The sequence below is a fragment of the Sporosarcina sp. P16b genome, from assembly GCF_002743065.1.
Taxonomy (GTDB): domain Bacteria; phylum Bacillota; class Bacilli; order Bacillales_A; family Planococcaceae; genus Sporosarcina.
In genome coordinates, this window is sequence record NZ_PDYO01000021.1 from 1 (window position 1) to 25,825 (window position 25,825).

The 25,825-nt window shown below is 40.2% G+C and carries 30 protein-coding genes and 1 riboswitch; of the genes, 13 read left to right on the top strand and 17 right to left on the bottom strand.

The window, feature by feature from the left end:
* Positions 1-226: 226 nt before the first annotated feature.
* On the bottom strand, positions 227-1,549 hold the full coding sequence (gene argH, locus CSV77_RS15170) for an argininosuccinate lyase (protein WP_099674066.1): 1,323 nt from the start codon (positions 1,547-1,549) through the stop codon (positions 227-229).
* A gap of 309 nt (positions 1,550-1,858) precedes the next feature.
* On the opposite strand from argH, the gene CSV77_RS15175 reads away from it, so the two are divergent.
* The 5 genes from CSV77_RS15175 to CSV77_RS15195 all read left to right on the top strand — a co-directional run bounded on the left by CSV77_RS15175 (position 1,859) and on the right by CSV77_RS15195 (position 5,092).
* Positions 1,859-2,791, top strand: a complete 933-nt coding sequence (locus CSV77_RS15175; protein WP_099674067.1) for a cation diffusion facilitator family transporter — start codon at positions 1,859-1,861, stop codon at positions 2,789-2,791.
* A gap of 4 nt (positions 2,792-2,795) precedes the next feature.
* Complete coding sequence (locus CSV77_RS15180) at positions 2,796-3,248, top strand: protoporphyrinogen oxidase (RefSeq protein ID WP_099674068.1); 453 nt, start codon at positions 2,796-2,798, stop codon at positions 3,246-3,248.
* A complete protein-coding gene (locus CSV77_RS15185; protein ID WP_099674069.1) occupies positions 3,248-4,183 on the top strand; it encodes a TRM11 family SAM-dependent methyltransferase in 936 nt (311 codons plus the stop codon). Before CSV77_RS15180 ends, CSV77_RS15185 begins: the two co-directional genes overlap by 1 nt.
* Before the next feature lie 91 nt (positions 4,184-4,274).
* Positions 4,275-4,697 carry a hypothetical protein gene (locus CSV77_RS15190; RefSeq protein WP_099674070.1) on the top strand — a complete coding sequence of 141 codons (423 nt, stop codon included), beginning with the start codon at positions 4,275-4,277 and terminating at the stop codon, positions 4,695-4,697.
* A 191-nt stretch (positions 4,698-4,888) separates the two neighbouring features.
* The gene (locus tag CSV77_RS15195; RefSeq protein ID WP_085426733.1) at positions 4,889-5,092 is read left to right on the top strand and encodes a hypothetical protein; all 204 of its coding nucleotides are present in this window, start codon (positions 4,889-4,891) and stop codon (positions 5,090-5,092) included.
* Positions 5,093-5,546: 454 nt separating this feature from the next.
* Here CSV77_RS15195 and CSV77_RS15205 read toward each other — a convergent pair whose 3' ends face one another.
* From CSV77_RS15205 to CSV77_RS15210, 3 genes are all read right to left on the bottom strand, one after another.
* Positions 5,547-6,914 carry a leucyl aminopeptidase family protein gene (locus tag CSV77_RS15205; protein WP_099674072.1) on the bottom strand — a complete coding sequence of 456 codons (1,368 nt, stop codon included), beginning with the start codon at positions 6,912-6,914 and terminating at the stop codon, positions 5,547-5,549.
* A 45-nt stretch (positions 6,915-6,959) separates the two neighbouring features.
* Complete coding sequence (locus tag CSV77_RS17065; protein ID WP_169535198.1) at positions 6,960-7,115, bottom strand: hypothetical protein; 156 nt, start codon at positions 7,113-7,115, stop codon at positions 6,960-6,962.
* Positions 7,116-7,243: 128 nt separating this feature from the next.
* Positions 7,244-7,480, bottom strand: a complete 237-nt coding sequence (locus CSV77_RS15210; RefSeq protein ID WP_099674073.1) for a hypothetical protein — start codon at positions 7,478-7,480, stop codon at positions 7,244-7,246.
* A gap of 88 nt (positions 7,481-7,568) precedes the next feature.
* On the opposite strand from CSV77_RS15210, the gene CSV77_RS15215 reads away from it, so the two are divergent.
* A complete protein-coding gene (locus CSV77_RS15215; RefSeq protein ID WP_099674074.1) occupies positions 7,569-8,012 on the top strand; it encodes a YaiI/YqxD family protein in 444 nt (147 codons plus the stop codon).
* 59 nt (positions 8,013-8,071) lie between these two features.
* On the opposite strand, the gene CSV77_RS15220 is transcribed toward CSV77_RS15215, so the two are convergent.
* Entirely contained in the window at positions 8,072-8,371 is a 300-nt protein-coding gene (locus CSV77_RS15220; protein WP_099674075.1) for a cupin domain-containing protein, read from the bottom strand.
* 343 nt (positions 8,372-8,714) lie between these two features.
* Between CSV77_RS15220 and CSV77_RS15230 the strand changes: the two genes are divergently transcribed.
* Both CSV77_RS15230 and CSV77_RS15235 read left to right on the top strand, forming a co-directional pair.
* A complete protein-coding gene (locus CSV77_RS15230; RefSeq protein WP_099674076.1) occupies positions 8,715-9,794 on the top strand; it encodes a type III polyketide synthase in 1,080 nt (359 codons plus the stop codon).
* A gap of 1 nt (position 9,795) precedes the next feature.
* A complete protein-coding gene (locus CSV77_RS15235) occupies positions 9,796-10,323 on the top strand; it encodes an isoprenylcysteine carboxyl methyltransferase family protein (protein WP_099674077.1) in 528 nt (175 codons plus the stop codon).
* Positions 10,324-10,472: 149 nt separating this feature from the next.
* Here CSV77_RS15235 and CSV77_RS15240 read toward each other — a convergent pair whose 3' ends face one another.
* From CSV77_RS15240 to CSV77_RS15255, 4 genes are read right to left on the bottom strand one after another with little or no spacing between them, the layout of a single operon-like run.
* Positions 10,473-11,213, bottom strand: coding sequence for a thermonuclease family protein (locus CSV77_RS15240; RefSeq protein ID WP_099631387.1), 741 nt, complete (start codon positions 11,211-11,213; stop codon positions 10,473-10,475).
* A gap of 13 nt (positions 11,214-11,226) precedes the next feature.
* Positions 11,227-11,568: a fluoride efflux transporter FluC gene (locus CSV77_RS15245; protein WP_099631386.1), complete on the bottom strand. Its 342-nt coding sequence runs from the start codon at positions 11,566-11,568 to the stop codon at positions 11,227-11,229.
* Complete coding sequence (locus CSV77_RS15250) at positions 11,565-11,939, bottom strand: fluoride efflux transporter FluC (RefSeq protein ID WP_099674078.1); 375 nt, start codon at positions 11,937-11,939, stop codon at positions 11,565-11,567. The genes CSV77_RS15245 and CSV77_RS15250 overlap by 4 nt, the downstream gene beginning before the upstream one ends.
* A gap of 17 nt (positions 11,940-11,956) precedes the next feature.
* A complete protein-coding gene (locus CSV77_RS15255) occupies positions 11,957-12,754 on the bottom strand; it encodes an alpha/beta hydrolase (protein WP_099674079.1) in 798 nt (265 codons plus the stop codon).
* Positions 12,755-12,861: 107 nt separating this feature from the next.
* Between CSV77_RS15255 and CSV77_RS15260 the strand changes: the two genes are divergently transcribed.
* Positions 12,862-13,380 carry a gamma carbonic anhydrase gene (locus CSV77_RS15260; protein ID WP_099631383.1) on the top strand — a complete coding sequence of 173 codons (519 nt, stop codon included), beginning with the start codon at positions 12,862-12,864 and terminating at the stop codon, positions 13,378-13,380.
* 316 nt (positions 13,381-13,696) lie between these two features.
* On the opposite strand, the gene CSV77_RS15265 is transcribed toward CSV77_RS15260, so the two are convergent.
* The 4 genes from CSV77_RS15265 to CSV77_RS15280 form a co-directional block, all read right to left on the bottom strand.
* Positions 13,697-14,806 (bottom strand): Fe(3+) ABC transporter substrate-binding protein, encoded by a 1,110-nt coding sequence (locus tag CSV77_RS15265; RefSeq protein WP_233189589.1) that lies wholly within the window; start codon positions 14,804-14,806, stop codon positions 13,697-13,699.
* A 180-nt stretch (positions 14,807-14,986) separates the two neighbouring features.
* Complete coding sequence (locus tag CSV77_RS15270; RefSeq protein ID WP_099636767.1) at positions 14,987-15,664, bottom strand: ABC transporter ATP-binding protein; 678 nt, start codon at positions 15,662-15,664, stop codon at positions 14,987-14,989.
* A gap of 5 nt (positions 15,665-15,669) precedes the next feature.
* Positions 15,670-17,316, bottom strand: a complete 1,647-nt coding sequence (locus CSV77_RS15275) for an ABC transporter permease (protein WP_099674080.1) — start codon at positions 17,314-17,316, stop codon at positions 15,670-15,672.
* A gap of 287 nt (positions 17,317-17,603) precedes the next feature.
* On the bottom strand, positions 17,604-18,461 hold the full coding sequence (locus CSV77_RS15280) for a YitT family protein (protein WP_099636765.1): 858 nt from the start codon (positions 18,459-18,461) through the stop codon (positions 17,604-17,606).
* A 308-nt stretch (positions 18,462-18,769) separates the two neighbouring features.
* Between CSV77_RS15280 and CSV77_RS15285 the strand changes: the two genes are divergently transcribed.
* A complete protein-coding gene (locus tag CSV77_RS15285) occupies positions 18,770-18,934 on the top strand; it encodes a Fur-regulated basic protein FbpA (protein WP_099631378.1) in 165 nt (54 codons plus the stop codon).
* A gap of 358 nt (positions 18,935-19,292) precedes the next feature.
* On the opposite strand, the gene CSV77_RS15290 is transcribed toward CSV77_RS15285, so the two are convergent.
* Positions 19,293-19,526, bottom strand: a complete 234-nt coding sequence (locus CSV77_RS15290) for a YkuS family protein (protein WP_099636763.1) — start codon at positions 19,524-19,526, stop codon at positions 19,293-19,295.
* A 205-nt stretch (positions 19,527-19,731) separates the two neighbouring features.
* Here CSV77_RS15290 and CSV77_RS15295 point away from each other — a divergent pair, with 205 nt between their 5' ends.
* Both CSV77_RS15295 and CSV77_RS15300 read left to right on the top strand, forming a co-directional pair.
* Positions 19,732-20,349 carry a hypothetical protein gene (locus tag CSV77_RS15295; protein WP_099631376.1) on the top strand — a complete coding sequence of 206 codons (618 nt, stop codon included), beginning with the start codon at positions 19,732-19,734 and terminating at the stop codon, positions 20,347-20,349.
* 6 nt (positions 20,350-20,355) lie between these two features.
* Positions 20,356-21,129, top strand: a complete 774-nt coding sequence (locus CSV77_RS15300) for a DUF3891 family protein (RefSeq protein WP_099636762.1) — start codon at positions 20,356-20,358, stop codon at positions 21,127-21,129.
* A gap of 46 nt (positions 21,130-21,175) precedes the next feature.
* Here CSV77_RS15300 and metK read toward each other — a convergent pair whose 3' ends face one another.
* A complete protein-coding gene (metK, locus tag CSV77_RS15305; protein WP_099631374.1) occupies positions 21,176-22,387 on the bottom strand; it encodes a methionine adenosyltransferase in 1,212 nt (403 codons plus the stop codon).
* Positions 22,388-22,563: 176 nt separating this feature from the next.
* Positions 22,564-22,683: riboswitch (SAM riboswitch) on the bottom strand.
* Positions 22,684-22,860: 177 nt separating this feature from the next.
* Here metK and pckA point away from each other — a divergent pair.
* Positions 22,861-24,453, top strand: a complete 1,593-nt coding sequence (pckA, locus tag CSV77_RS15310; protein ID WP_099631373.1) for a phosphoenolpyruvate carboxykinase (ATP) — start codon at positions 22,861-22,863, stop codon at positions 24,451-24,453.
* An 82-nt stretch (positions 24,454-24,535) separates the two neighbouring features.
* Here pckA and CSV77_RS15315 read toward each other — a convergent pair whose 3' ends face one another.
* On the bottom strand, positions 24,536-25,327 hold the full coding sequence (locus tag CSV77_RS15315) for an alpha/beta hydrolase family protein (protein WP_099674081.1): 792 nt from the start codon (positions 25,325-25,327) through the stop codon (positions 24,536-24,538).
* The gene (locus CSV77_RS15320) at positions 25,311-25,778 is read right to left on the bottom strand and encodes an NUDIX domain-containing protein (RefSeq protein WP_099674082.1); all 468 of its coding nucleotides are present in this window, start codon (positions 25,776-25,778) and stop codon (positions 25,311-25,313) included. The genes CSV77_RS15315 and CSV77_RS15320 overlap by 17 nt, the downstream gene beginning before the upstream one ends.
* Positions 25,779-25,825 lie beyond the last annotated feature (47 nt).

Sequence of the window (25,825 nt, forward strand, 5' to 3'; positions counted from 1 at the left end):
TGTTCTTGTTCTCTTGTGGTAAACAATCGTTCAGTCATATTTATCCGCTCCCACATCTTTTTTCTTAATTATAAACAAAAGTACCCCATAGGATAGACTTTTTTCAAAGTGTCTATCGTATAGGGTACATTTTATATTCCGTAGGCTTTTTACATGCTAATTATTGTTTAGTTTTACTTAGGAAGTACTCTCTAGTGTTAGTAAAAAAATGGCTTCCTTGCTAGAATTACTGTTCTTTCATCAATCCTTTGTTACCTTTTGAAATAATTGCTTCATAATCAATGTATTCGTAGATATCCTCATCGATATGATCGCTGTACTTTTTAAGTTCCCCCACTGTTAGATCTTCAATCGCTTTGTTTTTTTGTTCACAATAAAGAATAATTTTTCCGACCACTTCATGAGCATCACGGAATGGCATTCCTTTTGCGACTAAATAGTCTGCCACTTCTGTTGCATTTAGGAAACCACCTTTAATCGCTGCTTTCATTTGATCTGCATTTACCTGTAGAGTATCGATCATTTTAGACATGATTTCCAAACAATCCAGAACTGTATCAAGTGCGTCAAAGAATTGTTCTTTGTCTTCTTGCATGTCTTTATTATAGGTTAATGGCAATCCTTTCAACGTCGTGAGTAAAGCGAATAGAGAGCCATATACACGTCCTGTTTTTCCACGGATCAGTTCTGCTGCATCCGGATTTTTCTTCTGTGGCATGATGCTACTTCCTGTTGAATAGGCATCTGAGATGGTGATGAAACGGAACTCTTGGCTGCTCCAAAGAATCAGTTCTTCACTTAAACGGCTCATATGCATCATTATGATGGAGAAATCGGACATCAATTCTACTAAGTAGTCGCGATCACTGACCCCGTCAAGGAAGTTATCAACCGGTTTATCGAACCCTAGTAATGCAGTCGTCACTTGACGATCAATATTATGTGTCGTCCCAGCTAATGCACCACAGCCAAGTGGATTTTCATTCAAAATCTCAGCAGCATTTTGCACACGTTTCTTATCGCGTTTGAACATTTGTGCATAAGCGCCCAAATGATGTCCAAACGTGACAACTTGTGCGCGTTGCAAATGTGTGTAGCCTGGCATAATAACATTGTTTGCTTTTCCCTTTGACTCAAGTGAATCGATTAGGACCTGAAGCGCGTCTATGACGACAGAAGTTTGATTTCTCGCATATTGCCTCATATCGACAGCTACTTGATCGTTTCGACTACGCGCTGTATGTAATTTCTTGCCTGTCTCTCCTACTCGCTCTGTTAGATTCATTTCAACGAATGAATGAATATCTTCATAATTACCTTCAATTTGTAATTCACCCGATTCGATATCCGCTAAAATCGACTGTAAGCCGTTTACAAGTAATTCGCCTTCCTCGGGTGACAGTAAATCTGAATGTACTTGCATCGTTACGTGTGCAATACTACCTGCAATGTCTTCTCTGAATAGACGATAATCAACAGGCAAAGAGCTGTTGAATTTCTCCATAATCTTGTCTGCTTTGCTACTAAAACGACCGCCCCAAAGTTTCATTATTCATCATTCCTCTCAACGTGTATTTTTATTCGTATTTCTGTATACTGATTATCCCTATCGCCAACTTGCATCAGATCTATTCTTTTATTTTGACACAGTGGACGAATTTTTTCTACTTTGAGTAATGTTGTGTCCGCTTGCATAAACCGTATATTTATGGGATAATAATTGAACAATAAATGAATGAGTGATGACAATGAGAAACTTTGTCCCAATCCAACAATTAAAATTACGTATGACCTCGCCTAAGCTAAGCGAGGTTTTTTTGTTGCTTGTAGGAAACACTCTTAGAGGAGGGAAACTTTTATGACAATTCATATACGCGAACATTCTACTTCTGCCATTTTAGCTATCTGGATTAGTTTATTAAGTAATATCATTTTGACTGTATTGAAACTGGTAGTCGGATTTGTTTTTAGAAGTCCTGTTTTACTAGCAGACGGTTTCCACAACGCAGGTGATGTGGTAGCTTCTGCCGCTGCACTGACATCTATGCAAATTTCAAAACGTCCTGCAGATGAAGATCATCCGTATGGACACGGCAAAGCGGAAGTCATTGGTTCAAGCATAGTCGCTATTATTTTGGGGTTAGCCGCAATCTATATTGCTTTCGAAGCTATAATGGCTTTATTCGAAGATCCTGCTAAAGCGAGTAAAATTGCCTTAATCACTGCGATTGTGTCTCTAATTTGGAAATATATACTCTATGTCTACACCATTCGAATCGGTACCGCGGAGAACAGTAAAGGCCTGATCGCAACGGCCTATGATCACTTGGCAGATGTCTATGCCTCACTTGCCGCAGTGGTAGGAATTGGACTTGCTTTAGTTGGAGATGCTTACGCATTGCCGCTACTCACATACGGTGATCCCATTGCAGGTATTATCGTCTCGATTCTTGTCTTAAAAATTGCTATCGATATCGGTAAGGAAAGTATTGATATATTAATGGAGAAAAGTGTAGGCGATGAACGATTAGTCGCTTTTGAAGAATTGATTCACTCCATTCCAGAAGTGAAACGAATTGATCGCTTGCGTGCAAGAGAACATGGTCATTACGTATTGGTGGATATTCGTATCGGTGTCAGTGGTGATTTAACTATACAAGAAGGTCATGTTATTTCGAGTAGATTACGTAATTTGATCATGGCAAAAAATGAAGATGTCGACGAAGTGTTAATTCACTTAAATCCGTGGTATCCCGAAAAGCAATCCGGTATACTTACTAACGAGGAGTGAAAAAATGAGTACAATAACAATTAAATCAATAGAAGTATGTGTAAAGGAAACGGAGGAAATAGTACGCACTGCGGATGAACGTTTTTCACACGAACCCATCTCGTATTTGAAATCTAATATAGCTGAGTTTCTTTTTGTCGAGTCACCTGAATTTGATGAAATCCAAGTTGATTCGCTAGCACTTGAAGTGGACGATATTTTCAAAACGTATATGGCGTTATTTGGTTTACGAGGCAAGAAAAAAGAAGGCGAACTAATTCGTACATTTATTGAGGAAAAACTTCAGCACAACTTAAATGGTTTTAGTATTTCGTTTTCGGATAACGAAGGTTTCTGGGAATTGAATGTTCCGTTTGATTCTCTTAATGGATTTGATGAGGCGATGTCCATAAAAGATGCATTACAACTTCTATACGTAGTACTGGATGATTTGCATAAAATGAGAGCAAATAGCTGATGGCATCGCAGTTTATCTACACGTATATTCGACACCGTGATGAAAAAGAATTATGTCGGATGGAAATGCGGGCTTTTTTCGGCCACGACGTAAAGGATAACGTGATCGTAAGTGATATTGCGATTGACCCGTCACGAAGTCCGTTCATACAAACACGACTCGAAGTCTTACTGGATGCGGACAGCTTGGAATTGCTAGCTGACAAAGCTTCTGAATTGGAGATCGATCAATTATTTAAAACAGTCTGCTTGAACGATATAACGCTTGCGGAAACAGCTAAAATTGGTCATGATACTCGTCGTGACATTGAGCGCACCATAGGATTACAGATTAACGGTGAACCAGAACTCGATCATCCAGAAATGTTCATTGGCATTATGAAATTGGATAATCACTGGTACGCAGGGAAATTACTTTATAGTTCTTCTGACTGGCATGTGCACCAACAGAAGCCGCACATGTACTCTACTGCGCTGGGTACCCGTTTAGCTAGAGCCGCCGTCAATATCGCAGTGCCACACCCTGAAGGGAAACGCGTCATCGATCCTTGCTGTGGAATTGGAACTGTCCTTGTTGAAGCACTATCTATGGGGATACCTATTGAAGGTCGTGATATTAATCCACTTGTCGTCTATGGTTCGCGAAAAAATATCGACTACTTCGGTCTGAAAGGCAATGTCACAATAGGTCCAATTGCCGATGTCGTTGAAGCATACGATGTGGCGATCATTGACATGCCGTATAATTTATTTACACATATTACTGCAGAAGGTCAACTCGAGATTTTGAAAGAAGCTCGTCGTTTTTCAAAAAGCTGTTTAATTATCACCATTGAGAATATGGACGAAATGCTCGAAATTGCTGGATTTGAGATAGTAGATCGTTGCCTTGCACATAAAGGTACGTTTTCGCGTGAAGTTGTCCTATGTAAATAATGAAAGACGAGTGAGTTTTTCTCTCACTCGTCTTTTTCATTGTGTATAACTATTTTCTGAAATATGATAAAGACAGATTGGAGGTACGATTATGAAACGTTTTATATCAGCAGTTATAGCCGCTATCTTATTCGCAATTATTTATTCAGCCATTTCCTATGTACCTGAATCACAGCGCGAACCGAATACCTATTATTTTGGGTTCGCTGAAACAATGATATTCGTTATGTTATACGCAGGGCCAATCTTTTTACTGATTGGAATTCCCTTATCTATCATGATTGATAAATTAATGAAAAATAAAAAGTTGCAGTATGTAAAGAAGCTAGTTTTTTATTCAGTGGCTGGTCTTCTAATTGGTGCACTATTCCCTCTGATTCTACTGCCCGGACTGAATTCAGCGTCGCTGATTGTCTTATATGCCGGTATTGGTCTCATGGCAGCGAATATTTATTTTCACACTTTTCTCTTATTGCCTCCTCATAATAAAATTTCAACAAATAAAGAGAAATAATCCCATTCGTTCAAATATACGAAAACCGTAAAAAAGTGTAATAGTTTCTACTGACTTGGATATTCTACTTATAATTTTTATTAGAAGAGTGTGAATTTTGTAAAATAGGGGAAACAAAAGTATCAGAGCATTTATCTATCACGTCATTCTTTTATACAGGAGCTCTTATTACTATCCAAGGAGTGAAGTCTATGTTTATTAGTATTATGAAGCTTTTGAGTGTTCTCTATTTATGGACATGGTTCGTCTGGCCGTTCGTTTTTGTTATTTCTATAATTTATGCGATCAAGGAGCTCGTGCAGGAAGAGCCTGCATTTATGAAGCCAGCCATTATTGCGTCGGTATCCTTACTGATCATCCTCTCAGGAATCGCCTCCCCTGCTTTGTTTTTATGAGTCTTTGAAAAGAAGTGATCGAAGTCGTGGTTTTATGACTTCGATCACTTTTTTGTTCTTAATTACATGATTTGCAGATTCTAGATAGATAGAATAGGTAAGTGTTGGGATGAAGATTGAGTGCAAAGATGTTATCCTAATACTTCACTTTTACTCGCAAAAGCTGCCCTACGCACCAATCCCTTGCAATTGCGAGTGTATGATACTTTTTGCTGTGCATTGAAGTTAGAATTGTAAACTATTTTGAACTTGAACTCAAATAAGTTTAGACACAATAATAACTTACATATTAGCTTCAGTGAGTGATCTAAGTACCACCACTCAATAATTAGGATGGAAGCGTCCGCCAACTGGAGCTTCCATCCCCTCGCAGACACTATTTAGCGCTCCTCTTCCAATACTCCCAACCAACACAAAAAAGGATGCCCAGTTAGGACATCCTTTTAAATATTACTTATTTAGTCAATGACACTGTATAATCCGCAAGCAAACGTGCTCCGTAGCCTGTCGCAGATTTTGTGTAATACCCCTTCGATTTCTGCTTATCCATGACACCTGCCATGTCCACATGCAACCAGTTATTCTTCGGAGCGAACTTACGCAAGAAGAGACCAGCCGTGATCGAACCTGCCACAGTTAAAGAACTAATATTATTACAATCAGCATAGGCGCTGTCAAGTGATTCCTCATATTCATCCACTAGTGGAAGTGGCCAAACGAAGTCGCCGTTTTGATCGCCGATTTTCTTCAGTTTATAAGACAACTCCTCATCACCAAAGACTCCACCGACTTCTGTACCTAGAGCAGCTACAACCGCCCCGGTCAATGTAGCAATATCGACTGTGTAATCAGCATGTAATTCTCCTGCTCGAATTAATCCATCAGCCAAAATCAAACGTCCTTCTGCATCTGTATTACCGACTTGTACACTGATGCCGTTCTTATATTGAATCACTTCGCCCGGCATTACAGCGTCGGGTCCAGGTGTATTTTCAACCATTGGAATCAGCACGACTACATTCACTTTCGCATCTGAATGAGCTAATAGTGATAATGCACCGCTGACAGCTGCTGAACCGCCCATATCCATACGCATGTCACTATCATCGCGTCCGCCCTTCAAGCTAATACCGCCTGAATCGTACGTTACGCCTTTTCCGACAAGAGCCACGAGTGGTTTTGACGCATCTGTCTGCAAAGTCATCTCAACAAATGAGGGCTCATACTTACTGCCACGGCAAACTGTTAATACGCCGTTCATTTCGTGTTCTTCGATTTCTTTTTTACCTAGTACATTGATTTTCACTTTTGTTCCTTTGAAATGGTCTTTTAATACTTCTGGATATGTCTCTGGGTTCAATACATCAGAAAGTTCATTCATCAAATCTCGAGAAAACGCCATAGCGGCAGCACGTACTTCTCCTGATTTGACTGCTGCTTGATCTGCACCTTTTACATTTAATGTAGTGACAGGATCCGCCTTTTTAGATTGGTAGAGATCAAAGTTATAGGCGCCAAGATGCCATCCTTCAACGAAAGCCGTGACTGCTTCGTCTACAGACGACCATTTTTGCGCTAGCTGATCTGCTTGAATCGAAGCAGAATGTACCTTTTGTGCCGCAAGCTTGCGAGAGATTTCACCTGCAATACTGCGAATTGCATCTACTGCTTTCCATTCTTTATTTTTTATAACGACTAACTGTTTTCCCTCATGTACAAACGTGGAAAATTCTTCGGCTTGATTGTCGACAAATTGCTTCACCAAGAGGTTCTTCGTTATTTGTCCATCTGTTGAGAATAAAATTTCTACATTAATTTGCATAGCTATACTAGCTCCCTTCACTATTTCGGTTTCCTAAATAGTTTATCACTTTTTACCTGATAGCGCTAAGAAGAGAGTGGCCAGCGGTCCTAAAAATAAAGAAAGTATAAACCAGTTCAATCCACTTCTGTTTTTCCCCTGAGCCAATACGGCATTGATTAAAGCTAATGTCCCCCATCCTACGAAATATCCTTCATTCATTTTTCATCACCCCGTTATGTAGTTGTATCGTATACATACGATTTGCCTAACAGGTTAGTTTCATTAATAACGGTTAACGCAAAAAAAAAGGAACATCCGTGATGTCCCTAGTATTTTGCATGAATTTATTAGCTACCTATTGATGTCGGTGCGTTATCCTCAGTCGCATTTCGGTAGTTTTGATTACCGACCTTAGCTCTAACTTCTTCTTCTGTTAACGGTGTTGGAATTTCGTGATCTGCCAATACTCTGTTTTCAAGTGGCACTTCTACGTTCTCCATGGCAGCATTCTTTGCATCCATTTCACGTCCATATTGCTCACGTTGTTCTGCAGTTGTCTGTTGTTCTTTTGATAAATCAGCCACTACATCACCTCAACCTCATGTTTTTACTTATCTTTCCCGATATTTGCTATACTAAACCTACAAAGAGAAGTAGGAGGAGAGGGATAACGTGACAACGATTTTAGTGGATGCAGATGGCTGTCCGGTAATTAATGAAACGATCGGAATTGCGAAAGAATACGGCCTACCTTGTGTATTAATATGTGACACTGCACATGAAATGCATCGGGAAGGCGCTGAGACGATTACTGTTTCCAAAGGTGCCGACGCAGTCGATTTTGTATTGGTGAACCGTATAAAAAAGGGGGATATCGTCGTCACTCAAGATTATGGATTGGCTGCTATGGCGTTGGCGAAACAAGGTTTGCCTCTTGATCAGAACGGTAGATGGTATACCAATGACAATATTGATCAATTACTTGCAGCACGTCATAAAGCACAGAAAATCCGCCGAGCAGGAGGTCGTTTACGCGGCCCCAAAAAACGAACTGCTGAACAGAATGAAGGATTCGTTTCCAGTTTGCGTGAATTATGTAAAACAATTCAGCCTTAAATTAGTCTACATAATAAACAGAGACTACAAGTACTACTTGCGGTCTCTGTTTATTATCTTCACGGCTTTACTTGAATAACTAAAACGTCTGAATCCTCTACCGCATGCAAACTATGTCTTTCTAGCGGCACCATATGCAAGACGTTATCTGGCGTTACATCAATCGGCTCGCCTTCCACTGTGAACCGCACTTTTCCTTTTCGCACGATGATGAATACTTCTTTATTCGCATCATGCTCTGCCACTTCCTCACCTGCACGCAATTGAATATTCATCAAGATTGCATTGTCGACATCCGCCACTTTTTCAATATGTTTTTTCTTATCAGTTAGCTGATTCTTAGTATCGATTACATTCATAACTTCTCTCCCCTTTCAAAGTTTCTTGCATAATCAGTTTATACGATTTCAGTTTACCATAAAAGTGATACGTAATAGAAACAGGCATGATTCCTTAGTGGTTGCACAACGCATCTAACACTTTATAGTTTTCTGCTACCTTAAAAGGGGAATAGTGGGATAGCATGACAACGCCCAATCCATTTTGGATGGTCGAAGTACTGCAGATGTAATAGGAAATTAATCTACTATACTTAATTCTATCTTTAAGACAAGTCCTTCACTTCCATTGCATATAGTTTACGAGAAGCTACGCCATAATTTACTGCTCGCGCACGCTATTAATTTTATCGGAGGTAACCCTATGCCAATTATTCAATCTGTCAGTACCGTTAGGCCGCCTGTTGATTTACCACAGGAAGAGGCTATGACATTTGCCCGCTCTTTATTTTCGGATTCATTTAAAGATATCGATCGCTTGTTGAAAGTGTTCCAAAACGGTGAAATTGATTCACGACAAGTATGTATGCCGTTGGAATGGTATGCGGAGCCACATGATTTTGAAACAAAAAACAACTTATACATTCAGCACGCCGTGACTCTTGGCAAACGAGCAGTCGAACAATGTCTCACCAATACGACTTCGCTTGAACGTCCGGTGCATGCTGCTGAAATAGACGCGATATTCTTTGTTTCAAGTAGTGGTATTGCCACACCAAGTATCGATGCCCGTCTTATTAATGAATTACCATTTCGACATGATATTAAACGTATCCCTATTTGGGGTCTTGGTTGCGCAGGTGGGGCTTCGGGTATGAGTCGGGCTTTTGATTACTGTAAAGCTTATCCTGAATCGAATGTTCTCGTTCTGGCTATAGAGCTTTGCAGCTTAACGTTTCAACGGGATGATGTGTCGAAAAGTAACTTGGTCGGTGTTTCATTATTTTCCGATGGTGTTGCTTGTGCACTTGTTTCTGGAGAACAGTCTACCGTTAAAAGCACTCGTCCGATGCCGCATATCCGTGCAACATCTTCACGTTTCATGCCCAATTCAGAGGACGTGATGGGCTGGGACATTAAAAATGATGGCTTGCATGTGGTCTTTTCAAAGAGTATTCCAAACGTTATCAAGAGTTGGTTAGGACCCTTCGTGCATCAATTCGTAGAAGATCATGATTTGTCAATGGAAGACGTACAGCATTTCGTTGCCCATCCAGGCGGTAAAAAAGTATTGGATGCTTATCAAAAAGCCTTGGATATGAATCAAGAGCAAACCGCTACGTCGAAAAAAGTATTGCAATATCATGGGAATATGTCGTCTCCTACTGTGCTCTACGTACTCAAGGATTTCATCGAGCAGCAGCCTGCTAAAGGGGAATACGGGTTAATGGCAGCACTGGGTCCAGGCTTCTGTGGAGAACTACTGTTGTTGGAGTGGCAGTGAAATGGGTAGGCTCTTCCTGTTTGTTTTTATCATCGTCGTTATGCAACGATTAGTAGAATTAGTCGTCGCTAATCGTAACGAAAAGTGGATACGCAGTAAAGGCGCAATAGAAATCGGCGCATCCCATTATAAATGGATGGTTCTGATGCATACGGCATTTTTCATTTCCTTGCTAATCGAAGTTCTTGTATTCGATCGTCCCTTATCACCATTCTCAGGTGCCTTTGTTGCAGTCTTCCTATTGATGCAAGTTCTGCGTGTCTGGTGTCTGTTATCATTAGGGAAGTTTTGGAACACTAAAATTCTCATACTACCAGGAGCGAACGTACGGAAAATAGGACCTTACCGCTGGATCCGCCACCCGAACTATGTCATTGTCACAACTGAACTGATTGTCTTACCTTTACTATTCAGTGCATACTTCACAGCGGGTCTATTTTTAATACTAAACATCTGGATGCTGTCCGTTCGCATTCCCGCTGAAGAACGTGCATTGCGGGAGTTTACGAATTATAATGAAGTGTTTTGATAAAAAAAGAATGAAGGCAATTCCTTAATAAACAGGATTTGCCTTCATTCTTTTTTATTAACATGTATATACAAAAATGCTACGCCCGTTACCCGTAAATGGATAGCGTTCGCCAATGCGTTCCTTGTACTTACTTCGTATTTCTATTCTTAACAAGCTTGTCCATCACTATTGCCATCTAGATGTTCTTTATATGCAGGGTGTCCTTTCGTAACGCCCTTCGGATATACTTTACGCAGTTCTGTACAATTCTTAAAATCCTGTGTTTCACCATAGACAGGTATCTTCACAGAATCAGCGGGATATTTCTCACTATCAAAACCTCGGTCTGTTGTATAATCTTCCAACGTCCAGATCCCTATGCCTGATTTCTTGGCTTGTTGCTCCGCTTTTTCAAATGCATCCAGATGCCGTGTGTTAGGTGGATACACATAAGCGACTCTCGCTAATCCCTCTTTCAATAACTGCTCTTGCACACTCTTGCCGTCTATGTAAATATACGCTAATAATCTGCCGTATTTATCGTATTTTCCGCCTACATCAAATTCGATTTCAAGACGTCCTTTTTGCAGTAGCTCTTGGTTACGCACTTTAGCTTGCTGCCCGTAAGGTTGCTTGCCAAGACGGGGATGGTTCGTTTCTGGTGTATCAATTAATAAATACCGTACATTTTCTTCTTTACCTTCATACATAATCTTGATCGTATCACCGTCAATTGTTTTGACTAATTCAACAGGTATAAGACCTTGACGACTCGGTTCTTTTTCCTCATCCTCAAATAGTTCTGGGAAATATATTGCAACTATCGCAACCCCTAAAGCAATCAAGAATGATGTAATCATTTTCTTGCGTTTATTTTGTTTCACTTTGGATGTCGTTTTCTTACTCATCAGGACCTCTTTTCTATAAGCTAAAACCTAAAAAGGCCAAGCCTATCCCCACTATGAACGTTACAAGTGTATAACAAATGGCTTGGAGCTTTTGACCTCCAGCCCAGAACGTCCAAATCTCTTTCATTAACGTAGAATAGGTCGTTAAAGCGCCAGCCACACCGGTTGCAGAGAACAACGTCCAACTGAGTGAAAGATTTGAACCTATAATCCAACCAATGAAGAAGCTTCCAATTGAATTAACAAGTAGCGTTCCATATGGCATACGTTTTCGATTGAGCTTGGAAGATACCTCAAAACGCAATAGCGCCCCTATAAATCCGCCACAACCAACTGCTATGAAATGCCAGATCATACCGTTAACCTCCTAGCAAATGAAAAGCCAAGCGCCGCCATAGCTAGTCCACCTAATAAACTGCTAAAGACGTAGGCAACAGCAAGTCCAAAAAATCCATCACTTAGCAATTCAACTGTTTCTACACTGACCGCTGAAAACGTCGTAAATGCACCAAGGAATCCTGAAGTTATCACTGTCACTGCTAGAGAGCTAAGACTACCCAAAAGACGGGCACGTTCCACTATGTAGCAAAGTATAAACGTACCCATCATATTCACTAAGAATGTAGCGATAGGAAAAGAAGCACTGACGATCAACAGGTGACCGATCAGCAGCCTTGTGCTCGCTCCAAAAGCTCCAGCCACACCTATGTACATACGTTCTCTCATATGTTCACGACCTTATTTCATTCGATAATATATCCTAGCGAGTGAAGTACATTATGGATGAATGATAGTGTATATAAATAGATCCCTCCTTGCTCAGGTGCTTGGATGACATCGTGCTCAACATCTTTCCATCGTTTCCATTGCAGTTCAGATAGATTTTGTGCGAATGCCCACTTGCGTGTGTAATCGGTATTGGTGATTTGATCCGCTTCCCCCGTATGCAGTAATAATGGTACGTCCTGGATAATTAGATCAGGTTGCATAACTGATTTCATAAGCGTCTGTAACTCGCGGTACCAGCCGCCCGTCACAATGGATACATACATTGGATCTTCCGCATATTGCTCCAAGAATTCAGGATTGCGTGATAGAAGTTCAGGCGTGATTTCATGATCCAATGTCATCGTTTGAGACCACTTTGTAAACATTTTCGCACGGATCGGCGGATGATGTTCCAGATGTAGCCAAGGCGATGTGCAAATGACTCCTGCACAATCAATTCGTTCCATCTGTAATAAACGAAGCAAGAACGTAGCACCCAATCCATGTCCAAATAAAAACACAGGCAAATTATCATCTAAACCGCTACGGATCATTTTTTTGATAAATCTCCGGTAATCTCTAAATGCCTCTGCATGCACTTCAACATTTTCTTTGCCGTGACCAGGTAAATCTCCTGCTACGACATGAAAGCCGTCACTTCGAAATTTTTGTATGAGCCATACATATCTTCTATGATGTTCATATGCGTTATGTACAAGAACGATAACACCTTTCGCCTTACCTTCTGCTTCCCACTTCCACAAAGTTACCACTCCTTATTTGACTAGCTTATTCTATCCATTTCTTTCTTATGTTTCACAAATACTAAATGTTTGTTACGATAAATTATACATGATTATTTAGAAATGAGGAGATTTGATTGATTTATCCATACGAAGGTAAATTACCAGAGATTGACCCATCCGTCTATATTGCGGACTATGTAACGATTTCAGGGGATGTAACTATAGGTCCTGAATCGTCTATATGGTTCAATACCGTTATACGTGGGGATGTATCTCCTACTATTATAGGACGAAGAGTAAATATACAGGATTTCTGCTGTCTACATCAAAGCCCAAAGTACCCATTAATTCTTGAAGATAATGTGACGATCGGTCACAAAGTCATGCTCCATAGTTGCACAATTAAAACCGGTGCACTTGTCGGAATGGGCGCTACCGTTCTCGATGGGGCTGAGGTTGGTGAAGGGGCATTCATCGGTGCTGGTAGCTTGGTAACTCCAGGCAAGAAGATTCCGCCTAACACATTAGCAATCGGTTCTCCAGCTCGTGTTGTTCGTGAGTTGACTGATGAAGATCGCGCAGATATGACAAGAATCGTCAATGATTATGCACGTAAAGGTCAATTATATAAAGCCTTGCAAGAAGAGAATTAATTGAAGCACCCGTAATTAGCGGGTGCTTATTTTAATATCGTCTAAATTTTCGCGGACATTTCGAATGTCGTTGCTTATACATCTACTTCTCCACTATATACATAAATTCTACACTCCACTAACATATCATATTTTGAAAGTCTTTTCGTTTGGACTGTTTTTATAAAGGATAAGAGTTTTACTATCTTTATTCTGACCAGTTAAAATTTTTCACACTACTTATGATAGACCAGAAATGTTTCATCTACTTATAAAATTACTAGTTGGCGTTTATTTATATAAAAAAAAGCAGCCCGAGAGCTGCTCTTTGTTGAACTTATTTCCAGCCTACTTCATTCATTAATTCTACAGCTTTCGGATTATACTTACCGTAATCTGCGAAGTCCACTTCTTGTGGTTTGAATGTACCCCATTCAGCCATCACTTCTGGTAATTTCGCTTCTTTATTAACTGGGAACTCAAAGTTTTCTGCCGTGAATTGTTCTTGAGCTTCCACAGTCGTTAAGTACTCAATCAATTTTACTGCATTTTCTTTGTTTTTACTGTGTTTAATCAAGCCAGCACCACTAATATTAATATGTGTTCCTGTAGTTTCCTGGTTCGGGAAAAACACACCAATCTGGTCGAACACTTTCACATCTTCTGCTTCGTCTGAAACAGACATGTGACCTACATAGTAACTATTCATAATCGCAACATCACCAACACCTGCAACGATTGCACGCGCTTGGTCGCGGTCTCCACCTTCAGGTTCGCGCGCCAAGTTATTTACAATACCTTGAGCCCATTCTTTCGCTTTGTCTTCGCCATCAATTGCAATCAATGATGCCATCAATGACTGGTTATACAAGCTATCAGATGAACGAACAAGTAATTTATCTTTCCATTTGTCTGTTGCAAGGTCTTCATAAGTTGATAATTCTTCAGGCTTCACGCGATCTTTTGAATAGACAATCACACGCGCACGAGTAGATAGTCCAATCCATTCGTTGTCTGTGTCGCGAAGCTCTGCTGGTACTGCTTTATCAATTTCTTCAGATTCAATGGGCTGCAAAAGACCTTCTTCTTTTGCTGTGTTCAAGATCCCGCCATCAACCGTAATAAATAAATCAGCAGGTGTATTTTGTCCTTCACGCTTAAGACGCTCAATTAATTCTGGCGCTTTCGCTTCAATCACATTTACTTTAATGCCTGTCTTTTCTGTGAACTCTTCATAAAGAACTGCATCCACGTCATAGTGTCTAGCCGTATAGACGTTTACTTCTCCACCCGTTTTCTTATCTTCTGTTGCATCAGTTGTATCTTCAGCAGGAGTCTCTTCTTTTACTGGTTTGTCCTTTTGTTCCACTTTATCGGAACTTGAGTTACATGCCCCTAGAACTGCTGCAAGCATTAATAGAGCGAATGCCCATAAAAATTTCTTCACATTGATTTCTCTCCTTGTTTTCTCATATACGTTGCATATCTCCAAACGGTAATGAGAATCATTTTCAGTACTAAAGAAATTGTAATACAATATCGAGTATAAGTCTAGTATTCATTTTCTTTTATTTCTATAAATAAAAGGAGAGTATCGGAAATATATCCGATACTCTCTAGTACAAAGTTAAACAGGTATTGATTCTTTGTCCGATCCAATATACGTTGCACAATCAATATAGATCGTTCGATCACAAATTGCGTCCACATCAGCTTGGTCATGCGAGACAAACAGACATGTAATATTTGCCTTTTGCAAGATATCGCGAACTTCCATTCGAATCAATGACTTCAAATTCGTATCCAGATTACTAAACGGCTCATCCATCAACAGGATGGAAGGTGAAGGCGCCAAAGCCCTTGCCAATGCCACACGTTGCTGTTGTCCCCCGCTAAGTTCATGGGGGTAACGTTTGGCAAACTCTTGCAATTGAACAAGTTCCAACATTTCATCCAAACGCTTCTTTTTCTCAGGACGCTTCATCTTGTGTAAGCCAAAGCAAATGTTTTCGCTGACTGTCAGATGTGGAAATAGTGCATAGTTCTGAAACACCATGCCTACACCGCGCTTCTCTGCCTCGATATATGTGTTATCTCCTACAATCAATCTGCCATCGAGTTCGATACTGCCTGCCGTAGGATCTTCCAAACCTGCAAGCAACCGTAGCAAAGTACTTTTTCCACTACCACTCGCACCTACAATCCCTACGATTTCCCCTTTTTTAATCGTAAATGAAAAGCGATCAATGACAGGCTGCTGTTTTTTTGAATATCGAAATGATAAGTTTTGAATGTCTACGAACATTGTTCTCACTTCTCCTCAAATCTTAAAATTATAATCACCGACAAGATGCTTAGACAAATTAATAACAGAGAGGATGGTGCAGCTTCATATATTCTTTCATCAATTGCATATTGATAGGTCCGTGTCGCGAGCGTATCAAAGTTAAAAGGTCGCAACAGTAAGGTCAGCGGTAGTTCCTTCATAATTTCAAGGAATGCTAACGCAAATCCAATTAAGATCGAACCGCGTAATAATGGAAACTCTACTTTCCAAAATGTGTATGTCATACTTCGTCCTAGTAAGAATGAAGCTTCACGATAAGATGGCGGTACTTTTGTATAACCTGACTCAACCGAGTTGAATCCTTGCGCCATAAACCGAATAACGTATCCTGTGATCAGCATAGCGATCGACATACTTAATACGAGTGAGCCCGATTCTACACCTAACAGTTTCGGATAAATAAATGCCAGTTTCTCATCTAGCGTAATAAATAAAGCAAGTACGCCAATTGCGACGACTGCTCCTGGCACCGCATAACCGGACGTCATAATACGCGCAAGTAAATTTGACGAAGCGGATGGATACAAGTTAATCGTACGGGCAGCCAAAATCGCAAAGAAGCTTATAATCAATGCACCGATGAGGGCGGCCACTAGACTATTGGTTATTAAAGTGATGAAGTCTGCGCGCCATACTTTTTCATATGTTTTTAGTGACCAATAGATCAGTTGAACAAAAGGAATTAAAAAGGCACTGAGGAATACAATAGAACAAGAAAGGAATGCTAGCCAAGCAGTCCACCCACGTAATTTTTTACGTGCGAGTGGTCTGCTTTGTGTCACGTTTGTATCATACTTCCGACCTTTTCGTAAAAAGCGTTCGAGCATGAAAATCCCTAATATAATGACGAGCAACCAAGCAGCTAAACGCATAGCCGCATTGATATCATACATCCCGAACCACGTCTGGAAAATCGCCGTGGAAATCGTACGTACGCCAAAGAAACTGGCTACGCCATAATCACTTAACACTTCAAAGATGACGAGCATCGATCCTGCGATGATGGCAGGTCGCGCAATAGGTAATCCCAAACGGAAGAACATTTGGAAACCATTCAATCCAAGAGTTTTAGCACTCTCAATATACGATGCGCTTTGTTTTTCAAAATAATTGAGCGCAATCATATACACATACGGGTAAAGGAATAATGTGAGAACAAAAACCGCTCCACGCAATGACATGATCTCGATCGTGCCCGGTGTGAATTGATAATCAAAATAATTACGGAACAACGATTGAATGACGCCAGTATAGCTTGTCATTGTACTGTATGTATAAGCCGCTATATAAGGCGGTATAGCCAAAGGTATAATCAACAGCCATTTAAACTGTTTCCGTAATGGAAATTCATAGGCCGCGACAATCCAGGCCAGTACTAATCCGATGGTCGTCGAGAGGAACCCGACAGATCCAACTAAAATCACTGACCCTCTTACATAGTCAGCAAGCAAAAATTCTTTAATATGTTCCCAGTTTTCGCCTGTCGGCTGGAAGAAACTCAGTACAACATAGGCGACCGGCATAATAATGACGAGTGCACCAAGCATTGTAATGATGAACCAGCTATTTGCCCGACGACGAATCTCTCTTAGCCATATAGATGTTTTCATATACTATAATACCAACTTTACTACGCCCGATGGCGGTTATGGTGTACGTTCATGATGACTTAAATAATATAAGTCACACTCAAGTATATACAAACTCTCTGTACATTCCAATGTTTTCACAAGAATTCAACAAATCTTTACTGTTGACGTTCGCCAAAATAATACATGATTATCGAGTAGGATTACACAGTGAATATGTTTACAGTGAGACTTCGTATATAAAAATGAAGACAAACTCTTTTAACGGAGTTCGTCTTCCTGTGAAAATACACGATCAATTTTCTGTTCTAAGCCAGTTTCTCATTTTCCTTTCTAAAGAAACCGAAAATACCTACTGTTTGTACGATATTGGTAAATGCTTGCGGATCCGTCTCATTGATAATCCGTTCCAAGTCATATAGTTCATATCTTGTGATCACGACATACAGCATGTTCTTATCTTCTTTAGAGTAAGCACCTTTAGCGGGGAGTATAGTAATTCCACGCACCATTTGACGATGGATTGCTTGTTGAAGATCGTCTGCTTTGTGCGTGATGATCATCGCAGTTACTTTTTCATGTCGCGTATGAATCATGTCAATCACTGACGTAGTAACGTATAACGCAACCATTGTGTAAAGTGCGTTTTCCGGTTCATATAGAATCCCAGCGAATACGATAAGAATACCGTTTAACACTAGAAAGTATACACCGATTGGTTTATCCTGCATGCGAGAAAGAATCATCGCCACGATGTCCATTCCGCCAGTAGATGCACCTAGCTTTAGGGATATCCCTACACCAACACCTGCCAGTACCCCGCCAAATACCGCATTCAGCATAATATCTTCTGACATAGAACGCAGTGGCAATAATTCAAGGAATAGTGTAGTGAACGCAACGGATAATATACTATAAATAGTGAAACCTTTTCCTACTTTAAACCAACCCAGAATAAAGACCGGTATGTTGAACAGTAATAATAAAATACCTGTACTAATTGTCATGCCTAAGTGGTCTTTTAAAACACTTGATACTAACTGGGCTGCACCCGCAAATCCACTCGCATAGACATTTGCATTGATGAGAAAGAAATTTAATGATAGAGCCATAAGTAGCGATCCAAAAATAACTACCGTCACTCGTTTTGCTTCAATGAAAAACATAGCGACCTCCTCTGGTAAATAACAATTTAATGCACGAACTAGATTATATCTATTCTTACCTCATAATGGTACCCCTAAGCATCATTGGTTTTAAAAAAGCCGTTACGAATAGAACTATTCACTTTTTCATTTTGCCATTCCACTATCAAGTTATTAAGAATGTACTATAAAGCATAAGTCCCTATTACACTGCCAAAACGATATACACATTTAGTAGAGCAGTCCGAAAGTTCCAACTATGGTTTATACGGTTTAATTCGAGATCATAACGGCTATATTTAGAGGGGGAATCAAGGAGGAAATGCACGATGAAAACAAACAAAAAAGTAAGTGAATCAAAGCGAGACAAAATGATTGAAGAGCTCGTTTCAAATGGGGTATTTAAAATTGATGGGAAACAACTGTACGAATTACCGCTTCAATTATTAATGCAAGAATATGAAGCATTCGGTCAAACTGACATTCAAATGTAATGAAAAGTAGACGTGCCAAATATGGCATGTCTCCTTTTCATTTACGCTAAGCAATCACACGACCATTGTGAATAGGATTTACCTGGCCGAGTGGTTTAATGTTAATCATCAGGAACAAAATCTCTTATTCAAAAAGAGTCAATGGTATTTTACTATTCTCTACACTCTTGCTCGTTAATGCTATGTGTCACATTAAACGGAGCTTTCTAACTGACAGAAACACTTTAAACAAATAGAATAGCTAGTAAAATCCCATTTGCATTGGTAAACCCCCGCCACTACTACCTGGCAAATAGAAAAACTGAAGAACCCCCTTTATTGGCTTGCTCTTCAGTCCTAAATAAATTGTATTCAATTATTAGCGATGTAATCTTTTTTCCACATCGTCTACGATGTCTTGTACAGAATTGCCTTCAATGCTCACCACGGGAAAGTCGAATTGGTCGATGTTGACGTCGCTCAAGGCACGGATTACGCCCATGTCATAGCCGCTTAGACGTTCATCACTTGCGAACATCGTCACTTCATGTCCTTTTTCCTCTAGTGCTTGTTTCACATCGTCAAATGGTACTTCTACAGCTATTTTCGCCATATTCCATTCCTCCTCAAAATACTACATGTATTTGGATAATACTTTATAATTTCCCGCTCTTACTTAAATTAAACATGGCTTCTTGTGATATGTTTATAAAATAGTAATAGTAAAACGATTTTTTTTTTGTGGTAAATGGGTATTTTACAGTTTAAGCTATTGAATTATTACACATAGAAGAATTTATAGAAGGAGTCGACGTGATATGTTCGGTTTAGCAGATCTCCTTAGCTTGGTAATTTCTTGTTTCATCATTTTACCTGTCGTTACATTTATAAGGGAAGCTGGCTATTTTATTATTAGTGGTCTTTTCGGTGTAAATAATGCCAGATTGACCATTGGGTCTGGACCCAGGCTCTTTAAATTCGGTGTATTTGATATACGTAAATATTATCATATAAATAGCTGGTTTACTTTTGATTCAGTCAAGAGAAAAAGTAATTTTGCTTATATATGCATATATGCTGGGCCGATTTTGATTAACGTTGTCGTGGCGCTCACAATAAATGCGCTCATTGCAAATGGTTTTTTTGAAGAGTCCAAAACATTTTGGAGCCGTTTTATATTCTACGCCTTCTATTTCGTTTTATTTGACTCCATTCCCATGAAAACCGTAAATGGGAAACCGAATAACGGTATGATTATTTATGAACTTCTACGATATGGCAAACGAATTGACTTCAATGAAGACCCCTTTATTCTCGGCACGACAGAGGCGGAAGAAATGTATCAAGAAGAAATGGATAAAATTGAAAAGGTAAAAGAAGAAATTAAAGAAGAAATCATACAAAACGATAGTTCCTCACCTGACAAGAAAGGATGAAGTAAAATGATTGTACGTGAACACGAGAAGTCATTCAGCTTCGTCCAACAACATCATCATGGACAACTTGCTGGAGAATTAATGGAACACTGGAAAAAGGATATGTTTCCTGATGATCAATGGCGTCATTCCGTATTAACTGCCATTCGTAACCACGACATCGGCTGGGCTCCTTTTGATAAACAACCTTTTTGGAATGATGCGAAATCGGCACCTTTTCGATTCACAGATTACCCACTTCTTCCAAAAACAGTACTTTATCGCCAAGGAATCGATGAAGTAGAAAAGCTTGATCACTACGCAGCAATGCTTTGTAGTTTTCATTATGAACAGTTTATACAGGGTAACGATAAAAAAGAAGCTAAGCAATTTATCGAGGGTGAACTGAATCGTCGTGAACGATTATGTAAAGAAGTCGAAGGTTTTGATAAGGAACTTTTTGAAATGCATTTTGCTCTGCTTCAGCTTGGAGACAACTTTTCCTTATATTGTTGTGTGAATGATCCAGGTGTCGACAAAGCGAATGAACATATATTCTTTCGTGATGGTATTCCTTCTACTGGTATTTTCCCTTCATTACCGATAGGACGAATTGGGATATACTTTGCAGATCAGCACACTATTAAAGTGGAGGGTTTTCCATTTAGCTATTCTTTTGATATTGAAGTAAAACAGAAGACAATCTTGAAAAAAGATATAGAGGATAAAGGATTGCAAAGGGCTTATGAAGAGGCAGACTATGAAATGATTCCTTTTCGTATTTCACCGGCAAAGAATTAAAAAGTGCAGAAAAAAGGAAATGATTCCTCTTTCTGCACTCATTACTTTATTGCTTCACACGTACTGTACTCGCAAGATCTTTCAACGCTTCCACTTTATCTGTCTGCTCCCATGGCAATTCGATATCAGTGCGGCCAAAGTGACCGTATGCTGCCGTTTGTTTGTAGATTGGACGACGTAGGTCAAGCATTTTAATAATTCCTGCCGGTCGAAGGTCAAATAATTCACGTACGAACTCTACTAATTGAGTCTCCGATAGTATACCGGTATCAAATGTATTGATCGAGATAGAAACCGGGCTAGCTACTCCAATAGCATACGCCAACTGAACTTCACAGTGCTCAGCCAGTCCAGCTGCAACGATGTTCTTTGCCACATAACGCGCTGCGTAAGAAGCCGAACGGTCCACTTTCGTAGCATCTTTCCCCGAGAATGCCCCGCCACCATGACGGGCATATCCACCATACGTATCAACGATGATTTTACGTCCAGTCAATCCAGAGTCTCCTTGAGGGCCACCAACGACAAAGCTGCCAGTAGGATTAATGAAGTATTTAGTATGCTCGTCCAATAAGTTCTTTGGAACGACTGCATCAATAACAACATTCTTTATATCCTGCTCGATTTGCTCGAGTGTTGCTTCAGGGTGATGTTGTGTGGAAATAACGATTGTGTCAATTCGCACAGGATTATTATCTTGGTCATATTCTACCGTTACTTGTGTTTTACCGTCAGGACGTAAATAGGAAATAAGTTCTTCTTTACGAGCTTGTGCCAGGCGTTGTGCCAATTTATGAGACAGGCTGATTGGCAGAGGCATTAATTCTGGCGTTTCATTACATGCATATCCAAACATCAGGCCTTGGTCTCCTGCACCGATTGCCTCTAATTCTTCATCAGACATAGAGCCTTCACGTGCTTCGAGTGCCACATTGACACTTGCAGCGATTTCGGGTGATTGCTCATCAATGGAAGTAAGTACAGCGGACGTTTCGTAATCGAAGCCGTATTTCGCACGAACATACCCAATTTCTTTAACAGTGTCGCGAACGACTTTTGGAATATCCACATACGTTGTCGTAGTGATTTCTCCCATTACTAATACGAGTCCAGTCGTTATACTCGTTTCACATGCCACACGCGCATTTGGATCTTCCGTTAGGATCGCATCTAAAATTGCATCTGAAATTTGGTCGCACATCTTGTCAGGATGGCCTTCTGTAACTGATTCTGATGTAAACAGTCGACGGTTTGTCATGTTATTTCCCCCTATATTAAGCATCATGATACGGTACTCTCATAAGTCCCTGGTAAAGTTCCACGCCTAGACGTCAAGCATATACCATAAGGATTCAGGGCTAGACAATATAAAAAGCCCTCCACTCATATTCAATCCATGAGTAAAAGGCAAAATTTCACGCGCAGCACCTTTCACTCTTATCGTCCAAGGAATTAAACCTTGCTTCAGGTTTGGCACCTTCGCGTTAGACTTACGTCTATTGCAGGTTGCCGGGTTTCACAGGGCCTGTACCCTCCACCAACTCGGGATAAGAGTATCCGTTCATGTCACATCGTATTAAAAAGTTTGGATTTTGTCAAATTATTTCTTCCAAATCACTTGAGTTTTCCATTAGTATAGATTAATATTCTTAATGTGTTATACTATTTACGAATTAGGATATTCTTAGTAAGATAAAAATAAATCGACTACGCAAAGGACGGTATGTAAACATGATATCTGCAAAAATTGATGATAGTTTAAAAAGTCTTCTTAGTGGAAGCAACGTGACGATCCAAGCGTCTGTGGCAGAACTAACGGAAAAAGCAGTGGCAAGAGGCGAAGCTAAACTTTCTGCTGACGGTGCGATCACTGCTCGTACAGGTAAATATACAGGACGCTCACCTAAGGACAAATTCATCGTTGAAGATGCAGTGTCTAAGGATAAAGTAGATTGGGGTAGCACAAACAGTCCGATTTCAGAGGAGATCTTTGATTCATTATACACAAAAGTCATTGAACATTTGAAGAAAAAAGACGAATTGTTTGTTTTTAAAGGATTTGCAGGAGCAGATAAAGACTCCCAATTGTCTATCCAGGTTATTAATGAATTAGCTTGGCAAAATCAGTTCGTTCACCAACTATTCATCCGTCCAACTGAAGAAGAATTGAAAGCACATGAATCGCAATTCACCATTTTGGCAGCCCCTTCATTTAAAGCGGATCCAAAAGTGGATGGCACAAACTCTGAAACGTTCATCATTTTATCGCTTGAAAAGCGAATTGTCTTAATTGGTGGAACAGAGTACGCTGGGGAAATGAAGAAATCTATTTTCTCTGTTATGAACTACTTACTACCCGAGCAAGATATCCTATCCATGCACTGTTCAGCAAACGTTGGAGAAGAAGGCGATGTTGCTTTGTTCTTTGGTCTATCTGGAACAGGTAAAACTACGCTTTCGGCAGATGCTGACCGTAAACTTATTGGTGACGATGAGCACGGCTGGTCTGATAATGGCGTGTTTAACATTGAAGGTGGATGTTACGCAAAATGTATTAACCTTTCTGCTGAAAAAGAACCTGAAATTTTCGGAGCCATTCGTTTCGGTGCTGTTTTAGAAAACGTAGTACTAGATGAAGAAACGCGCATTCCCGATTATGATGATAAATCATTAACTGAAAACACACGTGCTGCATATCCAATCGAAAACATTGATAATATCGTGACACCATCTGTTGCTGGTCATCCGAAGAACATCATCTTCCTTACAGCTGATGCTTCTGGCGTATTGCCTCCGATTTCTATTCTTTCAAAAGAACAGGCAATGTATCACTTCTTGAGCGGTTTCACTTCCAAACTTGCTGGAACTGAGCGTGGAATCACTGCTCCTGAACCAACATTCTCTACTTGCTTCGGTTCACCGTTCCTCCCACTCCCTGCAGCAACCTATGCAGAGATGCTTGGAAAGAAAATAGATGAGCATGGTTCAAAAGTATTCCTCGTGAATACAGGATGGACTGGCGGAATCTATGGTGTAGGTTCACGTATGAACTTAGGCTATACACGTACGATGGTACGCGCAGCAATCGCTGGTAAGTTGGATAATATAGAAACAAAGAAGAACGAAATCTTTGGATTAAATATGCCCCTTGAAATCGAAGGTGTGCCAAGCGACGTTCTACACCCTCGTGATGCTTGGGAAGATCCACAAGAATACGATAAAGAAGCAAACCGTTTGGCTGATGCTTTCCGTGAAAACTTCAAGAAGTTTTCTCATGTTTCCGAAGACATCGCAATCAAAGGCGGACCACCTGTCATTAAATAATGTCATACGAAAGGGGCTGACCAATCTGGTCAGCCTCTTTTTGCGTCTTTATTGTAATCACATAAAAGCTAGCAAATGTTCATCATTGCCGCTTCATCCAATTTACTGCTTCTTTCACAAGCAGTCGATTCATTTCAGGAGGAATATAATGCGTATAGCCTTCCAAGTACCAAGTTTCAAACTCTTTATCCGCATCACGTAATGCATTCTCTAACAATATTGCCTGTTGGAAAGATACATTCGTGTCAAGAGTCCCGTGGATAATCAGTGTCGGAATATCGATATTCTCTATCTGGAATAGTGCCGACCTTTCACGATACGCATCCGGTTGATTATTCGGCGTGCCACCGATGACACGTTTCATCATACGCCGCATATCCTGTCGCTCTTTGTACGTGAAGACCACGTCTGAAACTCCAGCCCATGTCACCATAGAAGTTAAATCATCGCGGATTATAGCTGTCCATAATGCCATAATACCGCCTCTGGAAAATGAAAATAGATGAATGCGATCTGAATTGACTGCACTTTGCTGTTTAAGTACTTCCACTCCCGTCACTGCGTCATTGCGATCCTCTCCAGCGAATTCATCCTTTCCTTCACCGCCACGATTACCACGATAATAAGGAGCGAATACTACCAGTCCATGCGATGCAAATTGTGCGATACGCGCTGGTCTAACCATCCCTACATGTTGGATGCCGCCGCGTAGATAAAGCAATCCATCATACCGTCCTTTTGCTTTTGGTGTTGCCAAAAGTCCTTTTACAAGCAAGTTGTCAGAACTATACGTGATTTCTTCCAATCTAACATGGGGGTTTGGGGAGGGATAGTCTTTCCTCCGTATGATTTTACCATCAGATTGTTCTATCATTCGCTTCTACCCACTTCCTAAGTTCACCCATTCCGCGGTCTTTCATGTGAAAGCTGAGTTCAGTACAAGCATCTAGTTCAGCGTCTGTCATCCATACTGCACCTTCTGTTTCCATTAATGTAAAGTCTTTTTCTACATGTGTTATATCTCCTGTGAAAACGGTCTTGCAAAAAGGTGGGTCAGTAAAGACAACATACTCTGCAAATGAATGAATATTTTCTATAGTGACTCCTGTTTCTTCCATCGTTTCACGAATAGCCGCTTGTTCAATTGTCTCTCCTGATTCCGCTTTTCCACCGGGAAACTCAATTCCACGTATTTTATGTTTGGTCAATAACCAACGATTGTCGTCCTTAATCATTATGAGCACATGGCGGGATTCAATATGATGTGGATTAGGTTCAAAAGTCAATTCAACATGGGCTCCTTGTAAATCTTCAAATTTCAGCAATATGAATCACGTCCTTTCCCTTAGTGTAGCGGAAAGGTAAGCGAGGA

What these genes read in the sequence shown, in the direction of transcription:
- CSV77_RS15180 (WP_099674068.1), top strand. Translation starts at nt 2,796, where the DNA reads ATGAGTACAATAACAATTAAATCAATAGAAGTATGTGTAAAGGAAACG.
- CSV77_RS15185 (WP_099674069.1), top strand. Translation starts at nt 3,248, where the DNA reads ATGGCATCGCAGTTTATCTACACGTATATTCGACACCGTGATGAAAAA.
- CSV77_RS15175 (WP_099674067.1), top strand. Translation starts at nt 1,859, where the DNA reads ATGACAATTCATATACGCGAACATTCTACTTCTGCCATTTTAGCTATC.
- CSV77_RS15280 (WP_099636765.1), bottom strand. Translation starts at nt 18,461, where the DNA reads ATGTTTTTCATTGAAGCAAAACGAGTGACGGTAGTTATTTTTGGATCG.
- argH (WP_099674066.1), bottom strand. Translation starts at nt 1,549, where the DNA reads ATGAAACTTTGGGGCGGTCGTTTTAGTAGCAAAGCAGACAAGATTATG.
- CSV77_RS15195 (WP_085426733.1), top strand. Translation starts at nt 4,889, where the DNA reads ATGTTTATTAGTATTATGAAGCTTTTGAGTGTTCTCTATTTATGGACA.
- CSV77_RS15250 (WP_099674078.1), bottom strand. Translation starts at nt 11,939, where the DNA reads ATGAGAGAACGTATGTACATAGGTGTGGCTGGAGCTTTTGGAGCGAGC.
- metK (WP_099631374.1), bottom strand. Translation starts at nt 22,387, where the DNA reads ATGACAAACCGTCGACTGTTTACATCAGAATCAGTTACAGAAGGCCAT.
- CSV77_RS15315 (WP_099674081.1), bottom strand. Translation starts at nt 25,327, where the DNA reads ATGATAGAACAATCTGATGGTAAAATCATACGGAGGAAAGACTATCCC.
- CSV77_RS15235 (WP_099674077.1), top strand. Translation starts at nt 9,796, where the DNA reads ATGGGTAGGCTCTTCCTGTTTGTTTTTATCATCGTCGTTATGCAACGA.
- CSV77_RS15285 (WP_099631378.1), top strand. Translation starts at nt 18,770, where the DNA reads ATGAAAACAAACAAAAAAGTAAGTGAATCAAAGCGAGACAAAATGATT.
- CSV77_RS15295 (WP_099631376.1), top strand. Translation starts at nt 19,732, where the DNA reads ATGTTCGGTTTAGCAGATCTCCTTAGCTTGGTAATTTCTTGTTTCATC.
- CSV77_RS15300 (WP_099636762.1), top strand. Translation starts at nt 20,356, where the DNA reads ATGATTGTACGTGAACACGAGAAGTCATTCAGCTTCGTCCAACAACAT.
- CSV77_RS15270 (WP_099636767.1), bottom strand. Translation starts at nt 15,664, where the DNA reads ATGTTCGTAGACATTCAAAACTTATCATTTCGATATTCAAAAAAACAG.
- CSV77_RS17065 (WP_169535198.1), bottom strand. Translation starts at nt 7,115, where the DNA reads ATGAATGAAGGATATTTCGTAGGATGGGGGACATTAGCTTTAATCAAT.
- CSV77_RS15220 (WP_099674075.1), bottom strand. Translation starts at nt 8,371, where the DNA reads ATGAATGTAATCGATACTAAGAATCAGCTAACTGATAAGAAAAAACAT.
- CSV77_RS15230 (WP_099674076.1), top strand. Translation starts at nt 8,715, where the DNA reads ATGCCAATTATTCAATCTGTCAGTACCGTTAGGCCGCCTGTTGATTTA.
- pckA (WP_099631373.1), top strand. Translation starts at nt 22,861, where the DNA reads ATGATATCTGCAAAAATTGATGATAGTTTAAAAAGTCTTCTTAGTGGA.
- CSV77_RS15190 (WP_099674070.1), top strand. Translation starts at nt 4,275, where the DNA reads ATGAAACGTTTTATATCAGCAGTTATAGCCGCTATCTTATTCGCAATT.
- CSV77_RS15205 (WP_099674072.1), bottom strand. Translation starts at nt 6,914, where the DNA reads ATGCAAATTAATGTAGAAATTTTATTCTCAACAGATGGACAAATAACG.
- CSV77_RS15290 (WP_099636763.1), bottom strand. Translation starts at nt 19,526, where the DNA reads ATGGCGAAAATAGCTGTAGAAGTACCATTTGACGATGTGAAACAAGCA.
- CSV77_RS15275 (WP_099674080.1), bottom strand. Translation starts at nt 17,316, where the DNA reads ATGAAAACATCTATATGGCTAAGAGAGATTCGTCGTCGGGCAAATAGC.
- CSV77_RS15245 (WP_099631386.1), bottom strand. Translation starts at nt 11,568, where the DNA reads ATGATCTGGCATTTCATAGCAGTTGGTTGTGGCGGATTTATAGGGGCG.
- CSV77_RS15240 (WP_099631387.1), bottom strand. Translation starts at nt 11,213, where the DNA reads ATGAGTAAGAAAACGACATCCAAAGTGAAACAAAATAAACGCAAGAAA.